Below are 19,933 nucleotides of genomic sequence, written 5' to 3' on the forward strand. Positions count from 1 at the left end.
CCGAACCCGATCCGCCCAAACGTACGAAGTCGGACGGGATGGGTCGTGATCAGGCCGCGTGGCGTGCCACGTACTCCTCGATCTCGCACATGGGCGGCCTCTCCTGCGTGTCCACCGGGTAGGTGTGCGGAACGAATCCGTCCGGTCCCCGTTCGAACTGGGTCAGCGCGGGCCGCACCAGATGGCCCCGGGAGAGCCGCACCTGCGCGGTGCGGTAGATCGCGGCGGCCATCCGGCCGAGCGCCTGGCCGTCCTGGTGGCGGTGGACGCGGACGCCGACGTCCACCTGGGCGAGGGCGTCGAGGCCCACGGTGTGCAGCGCGTCCACGAGCAGGCCGAGCTCGACCCCGTAACCGACCGGGAACGGCAGCCGCTCCAGGAGCGAGCGGCGTACGGCGTACTCGCCGCCCAGCGGCTGGACGAAGCCGGCGAGGAGCGGCCAGTGCAGGTTCAGCAGGGGGCGGGCCACCAGCTCGGTGACGCGGCCGCCCTGGCCCGGCAGCTCGCCGAGCGGCCGGTCGTACATCGCCTTGACGAACTGCACCTCGGGGCGGGCGAGCAGCGGGCCGACGATGCCGGAGACGAAGTCGGCCGAGAAGTCCTTCAGGTCCGCGTCGATGAAGCACAGGATGTCGCCGCTGGTGACCAGGAGCGACCGCCACAGCACCTCGCCCTTGCCGGGGACGGCGGGGAGGCGGGGCAGGATCGCGTCGCGGTGGACGACGCGGGCGCCCGCGCGGCGGGCGACCTCGGCGGTGGCGTCCGTGGAGCCCGAATCGATCACGACCAGCTCGTCCACCAGCGGAACGCGCTCCATCAGCTCGCGCCGGATCGTCGCGACGATGTCCCCGACGGTCGCGGCCTCGTTGAGTGCCGGTAGAACGACGCTGACGCCCGTACCGTTCGCGGCGGTCCGCACACTCGCCGGCGGGTGGTCGGCGGCCGACCAGGAACGCCTGGTCAGCCAGCGTTCGACCTCTTCGAGCACGGTCGATACTCCCTGTATGTGATCCATCTCGCGGTACGGACGGCTATCTCACCCGTCCGGTCCTTCGGTTACAGTCTTGAACAACGCGGACGGCCATCGCATGCCGGGGTCGGTCCGCCGACAAACGCGCGGATCCATGATCCGTCGCCACAGCGCTCATCCAGAGGGACAGAGGGAACGGCCCGTTGAAGTCCCGGCAACCCTCCTGCCGACCGCGAGGTCAGGTGGGGAAGGTGCCAATTCCGTCTCGCGGCGAAACGCGTCGTGAGGAAGATGAGGAGAAAGGGCCTCGCCATCATGGCTGTTGAGACTGTCGCAGCGAACACCGAATCTTCCGTGGACCTCGGTCCCGCCGCGGCCCTTTCCTGCCGCGAGTGCGGTGAACGGTTCGCACTCGGTCCCATTTTCGCCTGCGCGTCCTGTTTCGGGCCGCTCGAAGTGGCGTACGACCTGCCGAGCGGCTCCCCCGACGAGCTGAAGAAGCGCATCGAGGCCGGCCCGAACAACATCTGGCGCTACGCGCCGCTGCTGCCGGTGCCCGCCGACGTGGCCGACAAGCCCAATCTCAACCCCGGCTTCACCAAGCTGGTCAAGGCCGACAACCTCGCCCGCGAGCTGGGTGTGACCGGCGGCCTGTACGTGAAGGACGACTCGGGCAACCCGACGCACTCCTTCAAGGACCGCGTCGTCGCCATCGCCGTCGAGGCCGCCCGCGCCTTCGGCTTCACCACGCTCTCCTGCTCCTCGACCGGCAACCTCGCCGGTGCGGTCGGCGCCGCCGCCTCCCGGGCGGGCCTGCGCTCCTGCGTGTTCATCCCGCACGACCTGGAGCAGGGCAAGGTCGTCATGGCCGCGGTGTACGGCGGTGAGCTGGTCGGCATCGAGGGCAACTACGACGACGTCAACCGCTTCTGCTCCGAGCTCATCGGTGACCCGCTGGGCGAGGGCTGGGGGTTCGTCAACGTCAACCTGCGTCCGTACTACGGCGAGGGCTCCAAGACGCTGGCGTACGAGATCTGCGAGCAGCTCGGCTGGCAGCTGCCCGACCAGATCGTCATCCCGATCGCGTCCGGCTCGCAGCTCACGAAGATCGACAAGGGCCTCCAGGAGCTGATCAAGCTCGGCCTGGTCGAGGACAAGCCGTACAAGATCTTCGGCGCCCAGGCCGAGGGCTGCTCCCCGGTCTCCACCGCCTTCAAGGCCGGTCACGACGTGGTCCGCCCGCAGAAGCCGAACACGATCGCCAAGTCCCTCGCGATCGGCAACCCGGCCGACGGCCCGTACGTCCTGGACATCGCCCGCCGCACCGGCGGCGCCGTCGAGGACGTGAACGACGAGCAGGTCGTGGACGCGATCAAGCTGCTGGCCCGCACCGAGGGCATCTTCGCCGAGACGGCGGGCGGGGTGACGGTCGGCGTGACGAAGAAGCTGATCGACGCCGGCCTGCTCGACCCGGCGCTCACCACCGTCGTCCTGAACACGGGTGACGGCCTCAAGACGCTGGACGCGGTGGCCGACACCTCACAGGCGACCGCCACGATCCGCCCGAGCCTGGACGCCTTCCGCGCCGCCGGACTCGCCACCAGCTGACCACCCGAGAATTCAGGAAGGCACCGCCATGAGCGTCAAGGTCCGCATCCCCACCATCCTCCGCACCTACACCGGCGGCCAGGCCGAGGTTCCGGCCGAGGGCGCGACCCTCTCCGAGGTCATCGCCTCGCTGGAGAAGGACCACCCGGGCATCGCCGCCCGCGTGCTGGACGACCAGGGCAAGCTGCGCCGCTTCGTCAACGTGTACGTCAACGACGACGACGTGCGCTTTGAAGGCGGCCTGGACGCGGCGACCCCGGACGGTGCCGGCGTCTCGATCATCCCCGCCGTGGCCGGCGGCTGCTGAGTCAACGACTCCTCTGCGTCACCGTAATTGCCCCCTCCGCGAGAGAAGCGGAGGGGGCAATTCTGCATGGTTGAGCGGGGTAGAGTGTGGGAAGTCCCCTTCGCTGCCCGTGCCCCTCGCATATGAGAATGCGCCGCGCCACGATCAGAAGCAGCCAATGTGCCCGGGCCTCTTGTTCCATAAGTCACCTTTGCCGGGCCCGACTTGCCCCGCAAGCTCATGAATTCCCCGTATTCGGGCGATCGGTGCTGCGCAGAATTGTCGTCCGATTGACCTGTCGCACAGGGCAGTTGGGCAGATACATTCAGCCGCGGTCGACGCGCTTCGGCGCACACACGTTACAGGGGAGTTAGGCATGGCTCAGGGCACCGTCAAGTGGTTCAACGCGGAGAAGGGGTACGGCTTCATCGCGGTCGACGGTGGTGCGGATGTATTCGTCCACTACAGCGCGATCCAGATGGACGGGTACCGCACCCTCGAAGAAGGTCAGCGGGTCGAGTTCGAGATCTCGCAGGGCCAGAAGGGGCCGCAGGCGGACATGGTCAAGCTCGCCGTCGGCTGAAGCGCGGCACGGCACGTCGGCCGCGACGCCACGCTCGTACGAAGGGTCCGTACCTAGGGGTACGGGCCCTTCGTCGTGCCGGGAGCGCGCCGGGGGCGGTCGGAGGTTGTCCGCACTCCGGCCGGAGGCGCTTGCGCCCTCCCGTCGCCCGACCACCACCCCTCAAGGAGCCTTGGGCGCTTGCACTCAACGGGGTCGAGTGCTAATCATTGGGCTTAGCACTCTCCAGGTGAGAGTGACAGAATTTTTGGACCGGGCCGGTGAGGCCCGCACGCCAGGCGGGGAAGGAACCGCAGGGCACGCAGGCCGTCCGTCGCGGGCGCCACTCGGTCCGGAGCAATCCACCCCTGTCCGGGAGGACCACTTCACATGGCCAAGATCATCGCGTTCGACGAGGAGGCCCGGCGCGGTCTCGAGCGCGGCATGAACCAGCTCGCCGACGCCGTCAAGGTCACCCTTGGCCCCAAGGGTCGCAACGTCGTCCTCGAGAAGAAGTGGGGCGCCCCCACGATCACCAACGATGGTGTGTCCATCGCCAAGGAGATCGAGCTGGAGGACCCGTACGAGAAGATCGGTGCGGAGCTGGTCAAGGAGGTCGCCAAGAAGACGGACGACGTCGCCGGCGACGGTACGACCACCGCCACCGTTCTCGCCCAGGCGCTCGTCCGCGAGGGTCTGCGCAACGTGGCCGCGGGTGCGAACCCGATGGCTCTCAAGCGGGGCATCGAGAAGGCCGTCGAGGCCGTCTCCGCCGCCCTCCTGGAGCAGGCCAAGGACGTGGAGACCAAGGAGCAGATCGCTTCGACCGCCTCCATCTCCGCCGCCGACACCCAGATCGGCGAGCTCATCGCCGAGGCCATGGACAAGGTCGGCAAGGAAGGCGTCATCACCGTCGAGGAGTCCCAGACCTTCGGTCTGGAGCTGGAGCTCACCGAGGGTATGCGCTTCGACAAGGGCTACATCTCGGCGTACTTCGCCACCGACATGGAGCGCATGGAGTCGTCCCTGGACGACCCGTACATCCTGATCGTGAACTCCAAGGTCAGCAACGTGAAGGACCTCCTTCCGCTGCTGGAGAAGGTCATGCAGTCCGGCAAGCCGCTGCTGATCATCGCCGAGGACGTCGAGGGCGAGGCGCTGTCGACCCTGGTCGTCAACAAGATCCGCGGCACCTTCAAGTCCGTCGCCGTCAAGGCCCCGGGCTTCGGCGACCGCCGCAAGGCCATGCTCGGTGACATCGCCATCCTCACGGGCGGCACCGTCATCTCCGAGGAGGTCGGCCTCAAGCTGGAGAACGCCGGTCTCGACCTGCTCGGCCGCGCCCGCAAGGTCGTCATCACCAAGGACGAGACGACGATCGTCGACGGCGCCGGTGACAGCGACCAGGTCCAGGGCCGCGTCAACCAGATCCGTGCCGAGATCGAGAACTCCGACTCGGACTACGACCGCGAGAAGCTCCAGGAGCGCCTGGCGAAGCTGGCCGGCGGCGTGGCCGTCATCAAGGCCGGTGCCGCCACCGAGGTCGAGCTGAAGGAGCGCAAGCACCGCATCGAGGACGCGGTGCGCAACGCCAAGGCCGCCGTCGAGGAGGGCATCGTCGCCGGTGGTGGCGTGGCTCTGCTCCAGGCTTCGGCCGTCTTCGAGAAGCTGGAGCTCTCGGGTGACGAGGCGACCGGCGCCAACGCCGTCAAGCTCGCGCTCGAGGCCCCGCTGAAGCAGATCGCCGTCAACGGTGGTCTCGAGGGTGGCGTCGTCGTGGAGAAGGTGCGCAACCTGCCGATCGGTCACGGCCTCAACGCCGCGACCGGTGAGTACGTCGACATGATCGCCGAGGGCATTCTCGACCCGGCGAAGGTCACGCGCTCCGCCCTGCAGAACGCCGCGTCGATCGCCGCGCTGTTCCTCACCACCGAGGCCGTCATCGCCGACAAGCCGGAGAAGGCCGCCGCGGCCGCTCCGGGCGGCATGCCGGGCGGTGACATGGACTTCTGATCCTGACGGGTCAGCAGTTCCAGCAGTACCAAGACGCCGGCCCCCGGGGATTCGTCCCCGGGGGCCGGCGTCGTCGTGTGTACGGGTACGGGCTCAGCCCGCGTCGAGGCCGTCCACGAGGCGGGTGAGGAAGCGGTCGAACATGGCGTCGGGGGTGACGGGCCGGCCCGCCGTCGCCAGGGCCTCGGCCAGTTCCGGATGGTCGCCGTCGGCCGCGACCTCGGCCAGGTAGAGCGCCTCGGCGGCGTTCCGGCCGGGGTCCTGGGCCGCCCGCGCCCGGCCGACCTCGTAGCCGACCTGGGCCGCCACGAACGAGGTGAGCTGGGCGAAGACCTCCAGACGGGCCGCCCCGTCGAGCCCGCTGGGCCGCAGGGCGGCCAGCGCGCGCTCCACGAAGGCGAGCGTGCGGGGACCCAGGGACCGGCGGGCCTGCACGGCGGCGGGCAGCCAGGGGTGGCGGAGCATGTTCGCGCGCTGGTGGCGGCCGATGGTCTTCAGGTCGGCGCGCCAGTCGCCGGTGAGCGGGTCCGACGTGGGCAGCTCGCCGGAGACGTGGTCGACCATCAGGTCGAGCAGCGTCTCCTTGTCAGGGGCGTAGCTGTACAGCGACATGACGCCGGCGCCCACCTCGGCGGCGACCCGCCGCATGGTGACCGCGTCGATCCCCTCGGCGTCCGCGACGGCGACGGCGGCGGCCGTGATCGCCTCGCGGCTGAACGCGGGTCGGCGCCCGCGCCGGGGCCGGTCCTGCTCCCGCCACAGCACGCGCGGATCGATGCCTCCGGCACCTTCGGTGCGGGTCACGTTGTCAGCCTCTCTCACCCGGGTCGCCTCCGCGGTCCATCCAAGCATCCAGTATTCTCGTACTTAGTACGAGAATGGAGAGCGGTGCTGCCGCGCCGCCGTATGACGTACCGATGGAGGCGAAGATGACCCGACCGACGCACGACGCCCGCCCCCGGGCCGCATGGACGCCGTCGTCCGCGAAGCCGCCGCTCGCCTCCCGGCTGATGCGCGCCTCCTGGCGCGGGCTGCCCGCCGCGCGCCACAAGGTGGGTGTGGAGCGCGGACTGACGGTTCCCGCCGCCGACGGCAGCCCGCTGGTCACCGACCACTACTTCCCGCGCGCCGAGGGCGACTTCCCCACCCTCCTGGTCCGTACGCCGTACGGGCGGGGAGTGCCGTGGTCCCCGCAGTACGGCATCCTCTTCGCCGAACAGGGCTTCCATGTGGTCCTGCAGAGCTGCCGGGGCACCGGTGGCTCGGGCGGAGCGTTCCACCTCTGGCGCAACGAGCCCGCCGACGGCCTGGCGGTGGTCACCTGGCTGCGCGAACAGCCCTGGTTCGACAGGCGGTTGGGCACCGTCGGCCCCAGCTACCTCGGGTACGTCCAGTGGGCGCTGGCCCTCGATCCGCCGCCGGAGCTGAAGGCCATGGTGGTGCAGGTGGGGCTGCACGATCCGTACGCCCTCTTCCACACGGACGGCGTCCTCGACCTGGAGACCGCGCTGGCCGTGGGCGCCGGCATGACGTATCAGCACCGGGGCATGGGCCCGTTCGTCCGGGCGGCCCTGCGCCTCCGGCGCCGGGTGCGTTCCGCCGTCACCGCGCGTCCGCTGCGCGGGGCGTACGCGGACGCGCTCGGCGGGGAGATCCCCTGGCTGGACGACGCGATGGCCCACCCGGACGCGGACGACCCGTACTGGGAGGGCGCGTCCCTGGCCCGGGCGGCGGAAGGGGTGGCGGGCCGGGCGGCCGTGCCCGTCGCCCTGATCACCGGATGGCACGACGCCCTCGTGGACCAGACCTTCGCGCAGTACGGCCGGCTGCGCCGGGCGGGCGCCGAGGCGTCCCTGCTCGTCGGCCCGTGGACCCACACCTCGGCGCTCCAGGCGGGCTGGGCCGAGGTGTTCACCGAATCCCTGGCCTGGCTCCGGGCCCACCTGTGCGCCGACCCGTCCGGTCTGCGCCCGACACCGGTGCGCGTGCACGTGGGCGGCGCGCGGGCGGCGGTGCGCGACCTGGAGGCGTGGCCTCCGGAGGCGTCCACGGCTTCCTGGTACCCGACCGCCGACGGCCACCTGACCCGCCAGGCCCCCACGGACAACGGCCCCCTCGCCTCCTTCCGCCACGACCCGGACGACCCGGTGCCGACGCTGGGCGGTGCGCTGCTCTCCCGTACCGCCGGGGCGCGGGACAACGCGTCGTCGGAGGCGCGCACGGACGTCCTGACGTTCACCGGGCCCGCCCTGGCCGGACCTCTCACCGTCCTCGGCCCGGTCTCCGCCCGGGTCAGCGCCTCCACGGACACGGGGTACGGCGATGTGTTCGTCCGGCTGTGCGACGTGGACCCGGAGGGCCGCTCGACCAACGTCTGCGACGGCCTGGCCCGGCTCCGCACCACGGGGCCGGACCCGGTGCACGTGACGGTCCCGATGACCCCCACCGCCCACCGCTTCGCACCCGGCCACCGCCTCCGCTGGCAGATCAGCCCCGCCCCGCACCCGCGCTACGCGCTGAACCCGGGCACGGGGGAGCCCCGGATCGACGCGACGGAGTTCGTGCCCGTACGGGTGACGGTGCACGCGGACTCGGAGTTGACGCTGTCGGTGGAGCCGACCGGGTAAGGCAATGCGCCTGGCGCCATCTGTCAGTCCTGGGTGGTAGACATACGACTGGCCATCGTGAATCAGGTCCGTAGAATAGATTCAACAAGGAGGTGCTCAGTGGATCTCGTGCTTGTGGGGGAGCGGATCCGCCGCGAACGTGAGCGCGCTGGACTCAACCAGCGTGACCTCGCGCGACGCGCCCAGCTCTCCCAACCGACCCTGACCCGTATCGAGACCGGTGCTCGTCCCAACGTGACTCTCGTGGAACTGGACCGGCTCGCCGTCGCGCTGGGTATCCCGGTGCGGCTGCTCACCAGTGGCGACCCTGTACGAGAGAGGGTCCAGATCGCGGCCAGAACCGACGAGGTGACGGTCGCGGAGCGTGAGGAGGCGCTTCGGCGCACCCTCGAACTGCTTGAATTGGATGCCCGTCTGGACAAGCTGGGGACGAACACCACGCAGCAGCGGAAGCCGCAGGGGCGTGTAAAGGTTCCGGACCAGCAGCTTCCCGGGGAATTGCAGGCCAGTGAGCTGGCCGAACGGGTCCGTGAGGCTCTTCAGCTGGGCTGCGCCCCCGTTGCCGACGTGGACGAACTGATCGAGCAGCTCACCGGTGTCGACACAGCGGTACTGAGGCTCCCGAAGGGCGCCGAAGGATTCACCGCCACCGACCCTGCTCGCGACACGACTCTCATTGCCGTTCGTGCCTGCGACGTGCCCGAACGGCAGCGGTTCAGTTTCGCTCACGAGCTCGGGCACTTGTTGTGGAATGACGGTGCCCAGGTTCATGCGCTGAACGACGGAAGAACCCCGGGTGAGAGGCGTTGCGACGCCTTTGCCCGCAACCTCTTGGCGCCGAGGGAAGGCATCAGATCCTGGCTGGCCGCTGAGAGTTTTCCAGAGGGTGGCCGGATGGACGAGCGTACGGCCGCACTTCTTGCACGCCACTTCCGAGTCAGCTTTCCCGTCATCCTCATTCAGCTGGAGGAGATGTCGCTCGTCACGACCGAGCAGAAGAACGACCTGCGCGGGCCGACCGGCGCGCAGTTGGCACACCGTTACGGCTGGGGCCCGGCGTACGAGCAGGAAAAGGACGCCGCCCAGGCCGTACGGGCTCCCAGGCGCATCCTCGAACGGGCTGTTGACGCCTATCGGCAGAACCTTCTGGGTGTGCGGGCTCTGGCCATGCTCGAAGGATGCAAACCGGAAGAGGCCGAAGCCAGACTCGCGGAAGCCGGCATCGTTCCCGACCCTCCGAATCCCCGGCGGGCCAACCTGTCCCGGCTGGTCGCCCGCGGGCTCGCGAAGCCGGAGTAAAGTAACCCCGCCTGGGGATGTCGAAGGGGTGGGGGCTTGCCCAACCAGCACGCGGAAGCGTCAAAGGAGACGGCTTCGCCGGATCAACACGAACCGCTATGCATTCTGGACGCGGTGATCTGCGTGCACTTCGTCGGTGCGAATGTCCACCGTTTGCTGGTGGACGTTCTCCAGAAGGCGGATCTGACGCTGCTCGTGCCGCAGGAAGTCTGCGACGAAGTCGCGCGCAAGGACAAGAAGTACCCCGGGCTGAAGCTGAAGTGGACGCGACTGACAGGCAGTCGACACGTCCGTGTTCTTCCCGCCCTTGAGGCACGGACAGCCCCGGCTCGTGTCATCGAAGTCTTCGAGGATGTGCGAGGCCGGCAGGTGGAAGACGCCCTGCGGAACTCAAAGGATCTCGGCGAAGCGGTAGTTGTGGCTCACGGAGTGCACTACCAGGACGAGGGGCACGAAGTGATCGTCGCCATCGACGATCAGGGTGGCCAAGCCCTTGCGACCGATCGGGACCTGGAGGTCATGACCGTCGAGGACGTTCTGGTGATGGCCATTGAGTTCGGGCACTTTGCCACCGAGGGTGATCTGAAGAACGTGTACGGCAAGCTCCGGAAGTTCGGCGACGGCCTCCCCTCCTACGGGCAGACGCCGCTGGCCGTTCACTACAAGGAGTGGCATGGCCGGCAGGCGGTGCAGAGCTAGGCACTGTCACTCCGCGCGAGGTTCTGCACGCCCGTCCCCCGCACCCGTTCCTGGCTTGGGTGCGGGGGACAGGCATGTGTCCCCACCTTGCGCCGCTTGCGCAAAAAGCTGACATGGCTACGCACTTCTCTGCGTACTAGTGGAAACATCTCGCGTGCATCTTGTGGGAGGGGTGACGCGCGCCCTACTGTCGCCTCACTCATGACGGTGGCGGTCTCCCCACGCGCGCACGGCCGTTGAGCCCCGTCGTTCCCTCAGAGAAACGGGCATGCGATGTCACGGAAGATCGCCGCTGTCGCGGCGGCGGTGCGAAGACCGCGCCGGGCCGGGCTGTACGCGTCAACGGTCGCCTCGGTGACCGCGGTCGCCGTCGGGTTCGGCGTGCTGGCCGGTGCACCCGCGCTCGCCGGGCCCCGGCCCGTCGCCCCTGCCCCGGTCGTCACGCGCGCCGCCCTCGATCCCGCGCTGGTGCAGGGGCGCGGCGCGAAGGTGGCGTTCGCGGAGCAGGAGGCCGAGAACGCGGTGACCGACGGGACGGTGATCGGGCCGGACCGGGACGCGTACACACTGCCGTCCGAGGCGTCGGGGCGTCGGGCGGTCCAGCTGGCGCCCGGGCAGCACGTGGAGTTCACGCTGCCCGCGGCGGCCGACGCGGTCACCGTGCGCTACAGCATCCCGGACGCGCCGGGCGGCGGCGGGATCACGGCGCCGCTCGACGTCTCGGTGAACGGCCACAAGCGGTCCACGATGACGCTGACCTCGCAGTATTCCTGGCTGTACAACCAGTACCCGTTCTCCAACGACCCGGGCGCCGGGCTCCTCCACCCCGACTGGTGGATCACCGAGTGCGGCTGCGTGCCCGCCGCCACCACGCCCGCCCCGGTCGTGGACAAGCCGTTCCGGCCCAGCCACTTCTACGACGAGCAGCGCCTCCTGCTCGGCCGTACGTACCGCGCGGGCGACACCGTACGGCTGACCGTGCCGGCCGGGAGCCGGGCCGCGTGGACGGTGATCGACCTGCTGGACTCCGAGCGGGTGGGGCTGCCGCACGTCGAACTGCTCGCCGCCAACGTCCTGGCGTTCGGGGCCGATCCGACCGGGCGGCGGGACGCGGCGGGGGCGATCGAGAAGGCGATCGCGTTCGCCCGGCGCGCCCACCTGAAGGTGTACATCCCGCCGGGGACGTACCGGGTGGACCGGCACATCCTGGTGGACGACGTCACGATCACCGGCGCGGGCAACTGGTACACGAAGATCAAGGGCCGTGAGGTCGCCCTCGCCGAGCCCGCCGCCGACGGGTCCACGCACACCGGCGTCGGCTTCTACGGGAAACCGGCGGCCGAGGGCGGCAGCCGCGACGTGCATCTGTCGGGCTTCGCCATCGAGGGCGACGTGCGCGAGCGCGTCGACACCGACCAGGTCAACGCGATCGGCGGCGCGATGAGCGATTCGACCATCGAGGGCCTGCACATCAGTCACACCAAGGTCGGCATGTGGTTCGACGGACCGATGAGGAACCTGAAGGTCTCCGACACCGTGATCGTGGACCAGATCGCGGACGCCATCAACTTCCACACCGGCGTGACCGATTCACGCGTCACGAACACCTTCGTGCGCAACTCGGGCGACGACGGCCTCGCGATGTGGGCCGAGAAGACCACGAACGCCCGCAACACCTTCGACCACAACACCGTGCAGACCCCGGTCCTCGCCAACGGCATCGCGATCTACGGCGGCAGCGACATCACCGTCTCCGACAACCTCGTCGCCGACCCCGTCCGCGAGGGCAGCGCGCTGCACCTCGGCTCCCGCTTCGGCGCCGAGCCCTTCGCCGGGAAGGTGGACCTGGCACGCAACACCACCGTCCGCGCGGGCACGTTCGAGCTGAACTGGAAGATCGGGCTGGGCGCGCTGTGGGTCTACGCCCTCGACCGGAGCATCGACGGCGCCGATATCCGGGTGACGGGCAACGACTTCCTCGACAGCACGTACAACGCGGTCATGCTGGTCTCGGACTGGGCGGTGAAGGACCGGTACGTCATCGAGAACATCCACTTCAAGGACATCCGGGTCGACGGCACGGGCACCTCGGTGCTGAGCGCCCGCGCGGCGGGCGGCGCCACCTTCGAGAACGTGGACGCGCGCAACGTGGGCGCGGTGGGCGTCAACAACTGCGGCTCGTTCAACTTCCCGTCGACCGGTTCGGAGTTCGGCGTCACGGATCTGGGCGGCAACGATGGCGGCTGGCTCGCACCGTGGCTGCTGCCGAACACGCTCACCTGCGACGACCGCCCGGAGGTGGTCCCGCCCCCGGCGCCGTCCGGCTGGTGAGGCGCAAGCGCTAGTCGGTGGCCGGTCCGGGCGGGCCGGCCGCCCCTACGCACGCCTCGTTGCCCTCGGGGTCGGCGAGGACCCAGTTGTGCGGGGCGTCCGTGTCGTTCAGCAGCCGGCCACCGGCGGCCAGGGCCGCGGCTATCCGGCCCTCGGCCTGGTCGTACGGCACCCATACGTCGACGTGGACGCGGTTGCGCTGGGGGCGCGGGGCATCCATCTGCTGGAAGTAGAAGGGGGCGCCGCGGCGACGCGGGTCGACCAGGTCCTCGGGGCTGCCGGCACGGTGCTCGTAGCCGAGCAGGGCGCGCCAGAACGCGACCACGGCGGGGACGTCGAGCGCGTCGACGGTGACCTGCACGGTCTGCGCGAAGGAGGGGTCTGAGGCGAGGCCGAGTGAGCGGGCCGCCTTCGATATATCGCGGGCCAGCCCGACATGACGGCTGGTCATCCCGAAGTACTCATCGGTGAGCGTGATGAGCCGTACGGTGACGCCGTCCCGCCGCACGTCGATGCCCGGGTGGTCGTCGCCGAGGTCGGGGAGCTCGCCGATGGCCTGTACGAAGCGCGCACCGGCCGCGAAGGATCCGCCGGTGCGCCAGTACGCGCACGCGCCCTCGCCGACGATGCGCCAGTCCTCCAGACCGGTGGTCTCATGGAACTGCTGCGGCCCGATGCGCACGGTGGTGTCGATCCCGGAAGTCATAGGCTCAACGTAGCGCGCGGGTCCGGCAACCGCCCCTGCGCGCAGGGAAACCAGCCGCCCACGCGACCCACGGGAGACCTCCGGCATGGCCGTCATCCACCGCACCACCCTGTCGCCGACCAAGCTCGAACTGCTCACCACCTGGCTTCCGACCCGCCCCTGGTACGTGGGCTCCGCCACCCCGTCCCTCGTCAGGTCCGGTGGATTCCGGCTGGACGACCCGCAGGGTGAGGTGGGCATCGAGTTCATGGTGGTCACCGACACCTCGGGCGCCGAGCCGGTGCCGTACTTCGTGCCGCTCACCTACCGGGGCGCCGCACTCGAAGGCGCGGAGGACGCGCTCATCGGCACGACCGCGCACGGCGTGCTCGGGAAGCGCTGGGTGTACGACGGCTGCCACGACCCGGTCCTGGTGGCGCAGCTGCTCGCCCTGCTGGACGGCCGTGCGGAGCCCCAGGCCCAGAGCGTGAGCGACACTCCGGACCCGGCGATCACGCACTCCTGCACGGGCGCCCCCTTCGGCCCGGCGACCCCCGGGGCGACGGACACCCCGGGGGGCACGGACCTGCCCGTCCCGGGTGCGGTCCTCCACGTGAACCGCGTCCTGCGACCTGCCGCCGACGCCCCGGAGGGCGCGAAGGGGCACGTGTCCGGCCCCTGGCGCACGCCGGAGGACGCGGAGGTGCGGGGGGCGTTCGCGGAGGTGCGTGCGGCGTAGCGGCCCGGAGGCCGGAACTCACCGGCCGGCGCGGCCCGGGGGCGACCCATTCGGCGGGCCGGCCGGTGAGCGCAGGGCGCGGGTGAAGGCGTCGTCCCGCGTCCCGCGTCCGGGACCCGCGACCGGGACGCGGGTGGGACGCGGATGGACGTCCCGGTCGGTTCGTCCTCAGTGGCCCGGGATGTCTCAGGGACGGGAAGTCCTGGTGGGACGGGTGGCGGGGTCCCGAGCATGGAGCCCTGTCCGAGTCACGGACTGCCCTGCCGGGGCGGCTCGTGACCGCTTACGAGATGGGGAAACCTTCCATGATCAAGACCGTTCTCCGGCGCGGAGCCGTCGCCTTCGGCGCTGCCGCCATCGCCGTCACCTCGCTCGCCGGCGTCGCCCAGGCCGACGTGGGTGTCGCGTACATCAAGCCCGATCAGCGCGGCGAACCGGTTGTCTGTGTGCAGAAGGCGCTGCAGTTGGCGGGGTACGGGATCGTGCGCGACGGCGTGTACGGGCAGGCGACCTATGCGGCCCTGATCGACTTCCAGCGGCGCAAGGGCCTTTCGGCGGACGGCATCGTCGGTCCGAGGACCGGCGACGCCCTCTACTACGGCTACCTGCTGCCCTCGGGCGAACTGGCCTACGAGGAATACTGCCCCACGATCATGCCCACCACCCACTGACCTGCCCCCGAGGCCCCACCCCCGCCGCCCCCGTGCCGCCACCCGGCACGGGGGCGGTGTGGCACACGCATGTGATCCGGTCTCAAGTGGCCGGAAAGACACCGCCTTTGATCACGGGAGCGTCACACTCGCAACCATTGGCCGTCGGTATCGTGAATTGTGTGGGCTGACGCACGACACGGCCCGCACCGAACCGATGCGTGCCTCCCACCACAAGAGAGCGCGCGCACCATGCCCATCGGCTTTCAGTCGGTCGACTTCGGCTATCGCCGTAGAGTTCCCGTCGTCCAGCGCTTCACCATCGACTTTCCGCGTGGACGGACGGTTTTCCTCGGTCCCAACGGCGCGGGCAAGTCCACCGTCCTGTCGCTGGCCGCTTCGGTGTTGCGGCCGGATTCGGGCACTGTCGCGTACCGGCGGAAGACGACCACCCGGCGGGGTGACCTCGCCGCGTACCGGCGGCACATCGCATGGCTGCCGCAGCAGATCGAGTCGGTGCCCCGGCTGACCGCCCGCGAGCAGGTCGCGTATGTCGGGTGGCTGAAGGGGATGAACCGGCGGGATGCCTGGGACCGTTCGCTCGGCGCTCTCGAACGGGTGGAGCTCGCCGATCTCGCCGACCGGAAGGTCCGCCGGATGTCCGGCGGGCAGCAACGCCGCGTAGGCGTCGCCCAGTCGTTGGTGCACGAGGCCGAGGTCCTGCTGCTGGACGAGCCGACGGCCGGCATGGACCCCCGTCAGCGCCGGGTCTTCCACGAGATCCTCGGCGGCCTCGATCAGCACGTGGTGCTCTCGACGCACGACGTCGCCGATCTGGAGGAGACGTACGACCACGTGGTCGTGCTGGACCACGGCACCGTCCGGTTCGCCGGGGCGGTACGCGACTTCCTCGCCCTCGCCCCGCACGGCGGCCGGGCGCCTCGCTGAGGCCGCCTACTACGCCACCGTCCAGGAGGAGGGGCCGGTATGCGCGTAGCGACAGCGTTGCGTACGACCGGTGCTGTCTGGGTCGCGCCGCTGGTCCTCGGCTGGGTGTGGCTGGTCACCGCTCACGAAGCGTCGAACGAGCCTGCCTACTGGGCGGGGAACACGGTCCTCGTCGGGCACACGCTGCCCTTCTACGCCCCCGCCTGCGCGGCGTTCGCCGCCTGGGAGGCCGGGCGCCTGCGACGGGCCGGCGTGTACCGGCTGGGGGCGGTGCGCGGCAGGTACGCCATCGCCTTCAGCGTGCTGTGGCCGGTGGCGCTGCTCGGGGTGGCGGCGGTCACGACGTGCCTGGTCACCGTGCGCCTGGAGACCGGCGCGGCCCATGACTGGCCGCACCCGGGCGTGCTGGCCATGGCCGGGTATCTCATCGTCGTCCACACGGTCGTCGGGTACGGGCTGGGGATGCTGCTGCCGCGCGTCCTGGCCACCCCCGTGATCCTCGTCGTCGACTATCTGTGTCTCGTCATGCCCGTCACGATCACGTCCCCGATGTGGCTTCGGGAGCTCACCGGCTGGCTCGACGCGCCTTACGGTGACGTCACGATCACGGTGAACCCGGTGGCCCTCGGCGTGCCGATGCTGATGGCCACCGGCTTCCTGGCCGCCGTCCTGGCCGGGGCGGAGATCGCCCGGTGGCGTCGTCACAGGTTCGTGCGGGCAGGCGCAGCGGCTGCCGCGTCCGCTGTCTGCCTCGCTGTGTTCACCGCGTCGGCCGTCGCACCCGTACGGGACTGGACCGGGGACCCGCCGCCGCGCGCACGGACCGACGCCCCGGTGTGTGCCGACGGATCGCCCCGGGTCTGTGTGCCCGTGGAGGCGGCCGACAGCCTGGGCCCGCTGACCGCGGCGTCGAAGGAGGTCGTGCCCCGACTCGTGGCCGCAGGTCTGCAGGCGCCCAAGGAACTCGCCTTCGTCTCCGAGGCGGCCCGCATCGACAAGCGGACGTGGCGGCTCTTCCTCTACAGGGACATGCGCGACGTGGATCTGAAGGCCAGCGTCGCGGCCTCGGCTCTTCCCGTGATCCCGCCCTGCGACACCACCACCGACGTCCAACAGGGCAACGTGGGCGCGCTCGCGGCCTGGCTCATGCTCAAGGCGGGCCTGGACGAGGAGACGATCCGGGGCCAGTACAGCGAGAAGCGGGCCGCCGATCCGCGCCTGGCAGCCGTGGTGCGGAAAGTGACGAAGCTGTCGCCCGAAAAGCAGCTGTCCTGGTACACGCGCAACGTCAGGCTGCTCCAGCAGTGCAAGCCCGCTCCGGAGACCATGCCGGCCGCCCCTCCCGTGGAAGGGTGATCGGATGCTGTGGTGGGTGAGGACTCGCCAGGTCCCGCTTCTCGCGCTCGCCCTCCTGGCGTACGCAGTGGTGACCGCGGCCGCCGGTGACACGGTGGTCTCCCTTCCCTCGCTGGGCAGTGAGGCCGCCAGGCCGCTGGTGCTCTTCGCGCCGCTCGTCGTCTGCATCGGGCTCGCCCACGCGCTCGGCAGCAGGCTCCCGTCCGCCGAGGCTTCGGGGCGCCGACCGGTCGCCCGGTTCGACCAGGCACTGGTCCTGGCGACCGTGCTGACCGCGATTGCGGTCGCGCAGGCCGTCGCCACGCTTCTGGACGCCTCCAGCGCGAGCACCGCAGGGCGCAACACCGCGTTCCTGGTCGGGTTGATGCTGCTGGCCCGCCGGGTAGCGGGTTACCAGGTGGCCGTGATCATCCCCGTCGCCTGGGTGATCACGATGATGCTGATCGGCAATACGGGGGGCAGCGGCGCCACCCAGCCGTGGACGATCATCCTGATGCCTCCGGACCACCTGCCCGCCGTCGTCGCCGCCACGGTGACGCTGGCGCTCGGCGTCGTCTCTGTACCGGGGGCACCGCTGGTACGCGACGCGACCTGAGACAAGGGCTCGATTCACCCGATTCGTGTCATTCTGGGCGGGTCGAGTGGCGCGGAGGTGGCAGTGGGCAGGCGCTGGGGGCGGGTCGTCGGGGCGCCGATGGGGTTGCCGTTGGTTGTCATGCTGGGGACGGCCGTCGTGGACGCGGTGACCGGGCCCGAGTACAACCTGCTGCCTGTGTACGCCGCCGGGCCCGCGATCGCCTCCGCGCGGGGGACCGTGCGCAACGTCGCCGCGATGGGGGGCCTCGCCGTCCTCCTGTGTCTGCTCTTCGCGTGGAAGGCCGACCGCTTCGGGCATCTGCGCATGTGGGTGGCCCTGTTCGCCATCGCGTACGTCACCCTCGCCTCCGCCTACGCGGCCTGGGCGCGCCTCAAGGTGGAGCGGCGGCTCATCGACGTACGGGACGTGGCCCGCACGCTGGAGGACGTGCTGTTCACCCCGGTCCCCCCGGAGCTCGGGCCGGTCCGGTTGGGCACCTCGTACGTCTCCGCCGGCCGCGCCACCCTGATCGGAGGGGATCTGTACGACGTGGAGCCGTGCTCCGACGGCATGCGTCTGGTCGTCGGGGACGTCCAGGGCAAGGGGCTTGAGACCGTTCGCTGCGCCTCGGTCGTCCTGACCGCCTTCCGGGAGGCCGCCCCCGGGGCTCGGGAGCTGGCCGACGTCGGCCGTCGCATCGAAGCGGCGCTGGAACGCAGGACCGACGGCGGGCGTTTCGTGACCGCGATTCTCGCGGAGATCGGGCGGGACGGCGGCCTGGTCGTGCACAACCACGGCCACCCGCCGCCCCTCCTCCGCACGCGCGACGGCGAGGTCGTGTCCGTCGCGTCGGGCGAGCCGGGCCCGCCGTTCGGGCTCACGGGGCTGACCGGCCCCGCCGACCTCCGGGACGGCGGCGCCCGCGCCACCCTGCGCGTCGGCGACCGGCTGTTCTTCTACACCGACGGCCTGAGCGAGGCCCGCGACGACGAAGGGCGCTTCTACCCCGTCCGCGAGCGCGTCGCCCCGCTGCTGGCGACCGGCGAACCCGAGGAGGTGCTCCGTCGTGTCCGCGCGGACGTCGCGGCTTTCACCGGCGGCCCGCCCGACGATGACTCGGCGCTGCTCCTGGTGGAGTTCCGGGGCGGGGTTACAGGCCGGTGAGGCAGAAGGATCCGGCCCCAGGGTCGCGTCCTTGACGAGGCGTCACAGGACCTTGACTTTGCGTGCTCACGCCCCACCCGTGGTGGCTCAGCGCTTGGGGCGGTCCGACCTGGGGATCAGGCCCGCTCGTACGGCGCGGGCCTTGGCGCGGACCTGTTGGGCGGGGAGGGTCGGGGTCTCGCGGGTGGGTTTGCCCGTGCAGGGGCGGCACTTGCCGCCGGGGAGCGCGTCGGCGGTGCCGGGGGCCCGGCACTCGCTGCATTCCAGGGCCCGCAGGACCGGGCGGGGTTCGCGGGCCGGGGGCAGCTTCATCTGGAGGCGCTTGGCCACGAAGGCCGCCGGGTGGTGGATCGGGCCCGGGAGCCCCGCGGTGAGAGCGCGGAGGATGTCGTCCTCCGTGGCGCCCCTGCGCAGCCACTCCGACGCCTGCGGTTCCAGTGCCACGCAGTCGTTGTGCGACAGCGACAGCACGGGGGCCCTGCGGCCCAGCGCCGCCAGCAGGATGAACGCCTTGGAGCGCGTTTCCCGCCGGGTGTCCTCGGGTACGTCGCCCCGGCTGAAGCTCGCCCACCAGGTGTCGTCGCGCGCGGTGCGGGAGAAGAACGTCCGGGTCACCCACAGCAGGTTCACCCCGCTCGCCACGCACTCGCTGCCCCGGCGCAGGTGCCCCGCCTCCTGAAGGCGGTTCAGCGACGTCCGGATCGCGCACTGCCCGTACGGAAGCGTCTTGGCCAGCGCCTTCACGGAGATGTCGGCGCCGTCGCACAGCCCGTCGATGTACGACGCGATGGCCGCGTCACGGGGGTTGAGATGCGTGAAGTCCTGACCCGTACGGGGGCGTTGGTCCGGGGCGGAACGTTTGCCGTAACCGGGGTTCGCCATCGGGTGGTCGGGGAAGGGTGCGCTACTAGACTGGGCGTCAGCCATCAGATCGCTACTTTCATCGGGTCGATCGAGGTGGTCAGGCCCCTGGCGGTGTTGCCACACCGACGGGGGCCGTCTTAGGTCTATGTCCTCGCTGAAGCTAAAGCGTGCCTACCGTCCGTCGCAACTTGATCGCGAAAAGTGAACCCGTGCGGGTAACGGGGGCGGGTGGGTGGGTAAAGACCCGCCCAGCCAATCCATTCAAAGAGCGCTCGGAACTCGCGGCTTGAGCCCCGGGGGCGCGGGACCGTGTATCGAAAGTGGATCTTGTGGATGCCGTGTCGGCATGTCGCTGAGCCGCATCACGCTCTCATCCGAACGTTCGATCGAGCTCGGCCTGCATCGGCGCCTTCCGCTCAACAGCGGCGCGTTTGGATCGCGCAGCGGGCGCAGGGCGTCGGCGGCGGGTCGCTGCCAGTGCAGTTGCAGCGGCCGAGCAGGTTCAAAAGTCGCTGAGCAGGGGAGGCGGCGCTGCCGGGCGGGGGGCCGGAGCGC

Annotated in this window: 18 protein-coding genes and 1 riboswitch; of the genes, 14 read left to right on the top strand and 4 right to left on the bottom strand. The window is 70.4% G+C overall.

All coding sequences use genetic code 11. The annotated features are described in order from the left end of the window. Positions 1–49 precede the first annotated feature (49 nt). Entirely contained in the window at positions 50–988 is a 939-nt protein-coding gene (locus ACN6LM_RS22175) for a glucosyl-3-phosphoglycerate synthase (RefSeq protein ID WP_445067118.1), read from the bottom strand. Positions 989–1,141: 153 nt separating this feature from the next. Next, positions 1,142–1,268, top strand: a riboswitch (SAM riboswitch). A gap of 17 nt (positions 1,269–1,285) precedes the next feature. Here ACN6LM_RS22175 and thrC point away from each other — a divergent pair. The 4 genes from thrC to groL all read left to right on the top strand — a co-directional run bounded on the left by thrC (position 1,286) and on the right by groL (position 5,439). Continuing rightward, complete coding sequence (thrC, locus tag ACN6LM_RS22180) at positions 1,286–2,578, top strand: threonine synthase (protein ID WP_445067119.1); 1,293 nt, start codon at positions 1,286–1,288, stop codon at positions 2,576–2,578. Positions 2,579–2,606: 28 nt separating this feature from the next. Next, positions 2,607–2,885: a MoaD/ThiS family protein gene (locus ACN6LM_RS22185; protein WP_018101573.1), complete on the top strand. Its 279-nt coding sequence runs from the start codon at positions 2,607–2,609 to the stop codon at positions 2,883–2,885. Positions 2,886–3,240: 355 nt separating this feature from the next. Then, positions 3,241–3,447, top strand: a complete 207-nt coding sequence (locus ACN6LM_RS22190; protein ID WP_003967346.1) for a cold-shock protein — start codon at positions 3,241–3,243, stop codon at positions 3,445–3,447. 369 nt (positions 3,448–3,816) lie between these two features. After that, on the top strand, positions 3,817–5,439 hold the full coding sequence (gene groL / locus ACN6LM_RS22195) for a chaperonin GroEL (RefSeq protein ID WP_136201462.1): 1,623 nt from the start codon (positions 3,817–3,819) through the stop codon (positions 5,437–5,439). Positions 5,440–5,532: 93 nt separating this feature from the next. Here groL and ACN6LM_RS22200 read toward each other — a convergent pair whose 3' ends face one another. Next, positions 5,533–6,243 (bottom strand): TetR/AcrR family transcriptional regulator C-terminal domain-containing protein, encoded by a 711-nt coding sequence (locus ACN6LM_RS22200; protein WP_445067120.1) that lies wholly within the window; start codon positions 6,241–6,243, stop codon positions 5,533–5,535. A gap of 125 nt (positions 6,244–6,368) precedes the next feature. Here ACN6LM_RS22200 and ACN6LM_RS22205 point away from each other — a divergent pair, with 125 nt between their 5' ends. The 4 genes from ACN6LM_RS22205 to ACN6LM_RS22220 all read left to right on the top strand — a co-directional run bounded on the left by ACN6LM_RS22205 (position 6,369) and on the right by ACN6LM_RS22220 (position 12,395). Next, the gene (locus ACN6LM_RS22205) at positions 6,369–8,066 is read left to right on the top strand and encodes a CocE/NonD family hydrolase (protein WP_445067121.1); all 1,698 of its coding nucleotides are present in this window, start codon (positions 6,369–6,371) and stop codon (positions 8,064–8,066) included. 99 nt (positions 8,067–8,165) lie between these two features. Beyond that, complete coding sequence (locus ACN6LM_RS22210) at positions 8,166–9,365, top strand: helix-turn-helix domain-containing protein (protein WP_445067122.1); 1,200 nt, start codon at positions 8,166–8,168, stop codon at positions 9,363–9,365. 36 nt (positions 9,366–9,401) lie between these two features. Next, a complete protein-coding gene (locus tag ACN6LM_RS22215) occupies positions 9,402–10,064 on the top strand; it encodes a hypothetical protein (protein ID WP_445067123.1) in 663 nt (220 codons plus the stop codon). 273 nt (positions 10,065–10,337) lie between these two features. Next, on the top strand, positions 10,338–12,395 hold the full coding sequence (locus ACN6LM_RS22220; RefSeq protein ID WP_445067124.1) for a glycosyl hydrolase family 28-related protein: 2,058 nt from the start codon (positions 10,338–10,340) through the stop codon (positions 12,393–12,395). Positions 12,396–12,405: 10 nt separating this feature from the next. Here the strand turns inward: ACN6LM_RS22220 and ACN6LM_RS22225 are convergent, their stop codons facing one another. Continuing rightward, entirely contained in the window at positions 12,406–13,101 is a 696-nt protein-coding gene (locus ACN6LM_RS22225) for a VOC family protein (protein ID WP_445067125.1), read from the bottom strand. An 85-nt stretch (positions 13,102–13,186) separates the two neighbouring features. On the opposite strand from ACN6LM_RS22225, the gene ACN6LM_RS22230 reads away from it, so the two are divergent. The 6 genes from ACN6LM_RS22230 (at position 13,187) to ACN6LM_RS22255 (ending at position 18,514) form a co-directional block, all read left to right on the top strand. Next, on the top strand, positions 13,187–13,819 hold the full coding sequence (locus ACN6LM_RS22230) for a maltokinase N-terminal cap-like domain-containing protein (protein WP_445067126.1): 633 nt from the start codon (positions 13,187–13,189) through the stop codon (positions 13,817–13,819). A 305-nt stretch (positions 13,820–14,124) separates the two neighbouring features. Then, positions 14,125–14,490, top strand: coding sequence for a peptidoglycan-binding domain-containing protein (locus ACN6LM_RS22235; protein ID WP_445067127.1), 366 nt, complete (start codon positions 14,125–14,127; stop codon positions 14,488–14,490). A gap of 231 nt (positions 14,491–14,721) precedes the next feature. After that, a complete protein-coding gene (locus ACN6LM_RS22240; RefSeq protein WP_445067128.1) occupies positions 14,722–15,417 on the top strand; it encodes an ABC transporter ATP-binding protein in 696 nt (231 codons plus the stop codon). 39 nt (positions 15,418–15,456) lie between these two features. After that, positions 15,457–16,773 carry a DUF7224 domain-containing protein gene (locus ACN6LM_RS22245; protein ID WP_445067129.1) on the top strand — a complete coding sequence of 439 codons (1,317 nt, stop codon included), beginning with the start codon at positions 15,457–15,459 and terminating at the stop codon, positions 16,771–16,773. Between the two features lie 16 nt (positions 16,774–16,789). Further along, complete coding sequence (locus ACN6LM_RS22250; protein WP_445067130.1) at positions 16,790–17,368, top strand: hypothetical protein; 579 nt, start codon at positions 16,790–16,792, stop codon at positions 17,366–17,368. A gap of 120 nt (positions 17,369–17,488) precedes the next feature. Then, entirely contained in the window at positions 17,489–18,514 is a 1,026-nt protein-coding gene (locus tag ACN6LM_RS22255; RefSeq protein ID WP_445067131.1) for a PP2C family protein-serine/threonine phosphatase, read from the top strand. 87 nt (positions 18,515–18,601) lie between these two features. Here the strand turns inward: ACN6LM_RS22255 and ACN6LM_RS22260 are convergent, their stop codons facing one another. After that, positions 18,602–19,441: a hypothetical protein gene (locus tag ACN6LM_RS22260; RefSeq protein ID WP_445067132.1), complete on the bottom strand. Its 840-nt coding sequence runs from the start codon at positions 19,439–19,441 to the stop codon at positions 18,602–18,604. Positions 19,442–19,933: the final 492 nt, after the last annotated feature.

Source organism: Streptomyces sp. SAS_281, assembly GCF_052542855.1.

Excerpts from the sequence above, each read along its gene's own strand:
- ACN6LM_RS22235 (WP_445067127.1), top strand. The coding sequence starts at position 14,125 with ATGATCAAGACCGTTCTCCGGCGCGGAGCCGTCGCCTTCGGCGCTGCC.
- ACN6LM_RS22190 (WP_003967346.1), top strand. The coding sequence starts at position 3,241 with ATGGCTCAGGGCACCGTCAAGTGGTTCAACGCGGAGAAGGGGTACGGC.
- ACN6LM_RS22230 (WP_445067126.1), top strand. The coding sequence starts at position 13,187 with ATGGCCGTCATCCACCGCACCACCCTGTCGCCGACCAAGCTCGAACTG.
- ACN6LM_RS22225 (WP_445067125.1), bottom strand. The coding sequence starts at position 13,101 with ATGACTTCCGGGATCGACACCACCGTGCGCATCGGGCCGCAGCAGTTC.
- thrC (WP_445067119.1), top strand. The coding sequence starts at position 1,286 with ATGGCTGTTGAGACTGTCGCAGCGAACACCGAATCTTCCGTGGACCTC.
- ACN6LM_RS22245 (WP_445067129.1), top strand. The coding sequence starts at position 15,457 with ATGCGCGTAGCGACAGCGTTGCGTACGACCGGTGCTGTCTGGGTCGCG.
- ACN6LM_RS22260 (WP_445067132.1), bottom strand. The coding sequence starts at position 19,441 with ATGGCTGACGCCCAGTCTAGTAGCGCACCCTTCCCCGACCACCCGATG.
- ACN6LM_RS22205 (WP_445067121.1), top strand. The coding sequence starts at position 6,369 with ATGACCCGACCGACGCACGACGCCCGCCCCCGGGCCGCATGGACGCCG.
- ACN6LM_RS22185 (WP_018101573.1), top strand. The coding sequence starts at position 2,607 with ATGAGCGTCAAGGTCCGCATCCCCACCATCCTCCGCACCTACACCGGC.
- ACN6LM_RS22220 (WP_445067124.1), top strand. The coding sequence starts at position 10,338 with ATGTCACGGAAGATCGCCGCTGTCGCGGCGGCGGTGCGAAGACCGCGC.
- ACN6LM_RS22255 (WP_445067131.1), top strand. The coding sequence starts at position 17,489 with ATGCTGGGGACGGCCGTCGTGGACGCGGTGACCGGGCCCGAGTACAAC.
- groL (WP_136201462.1), top strand. The coding sequence starts at position 3,817 with ATGGCCAAGATCATCGCGTTCGACGAGGAGGCCCGGCGCGGTCTCGAG.
- ACN6LM_RS22240 (WP_445067128.1), top strand. The coding sequence starts at position 14,722 with ATGCCCATCGGCTTTCAGTCGGTCGACTTCGGCTATCGCCGTAGAGTT.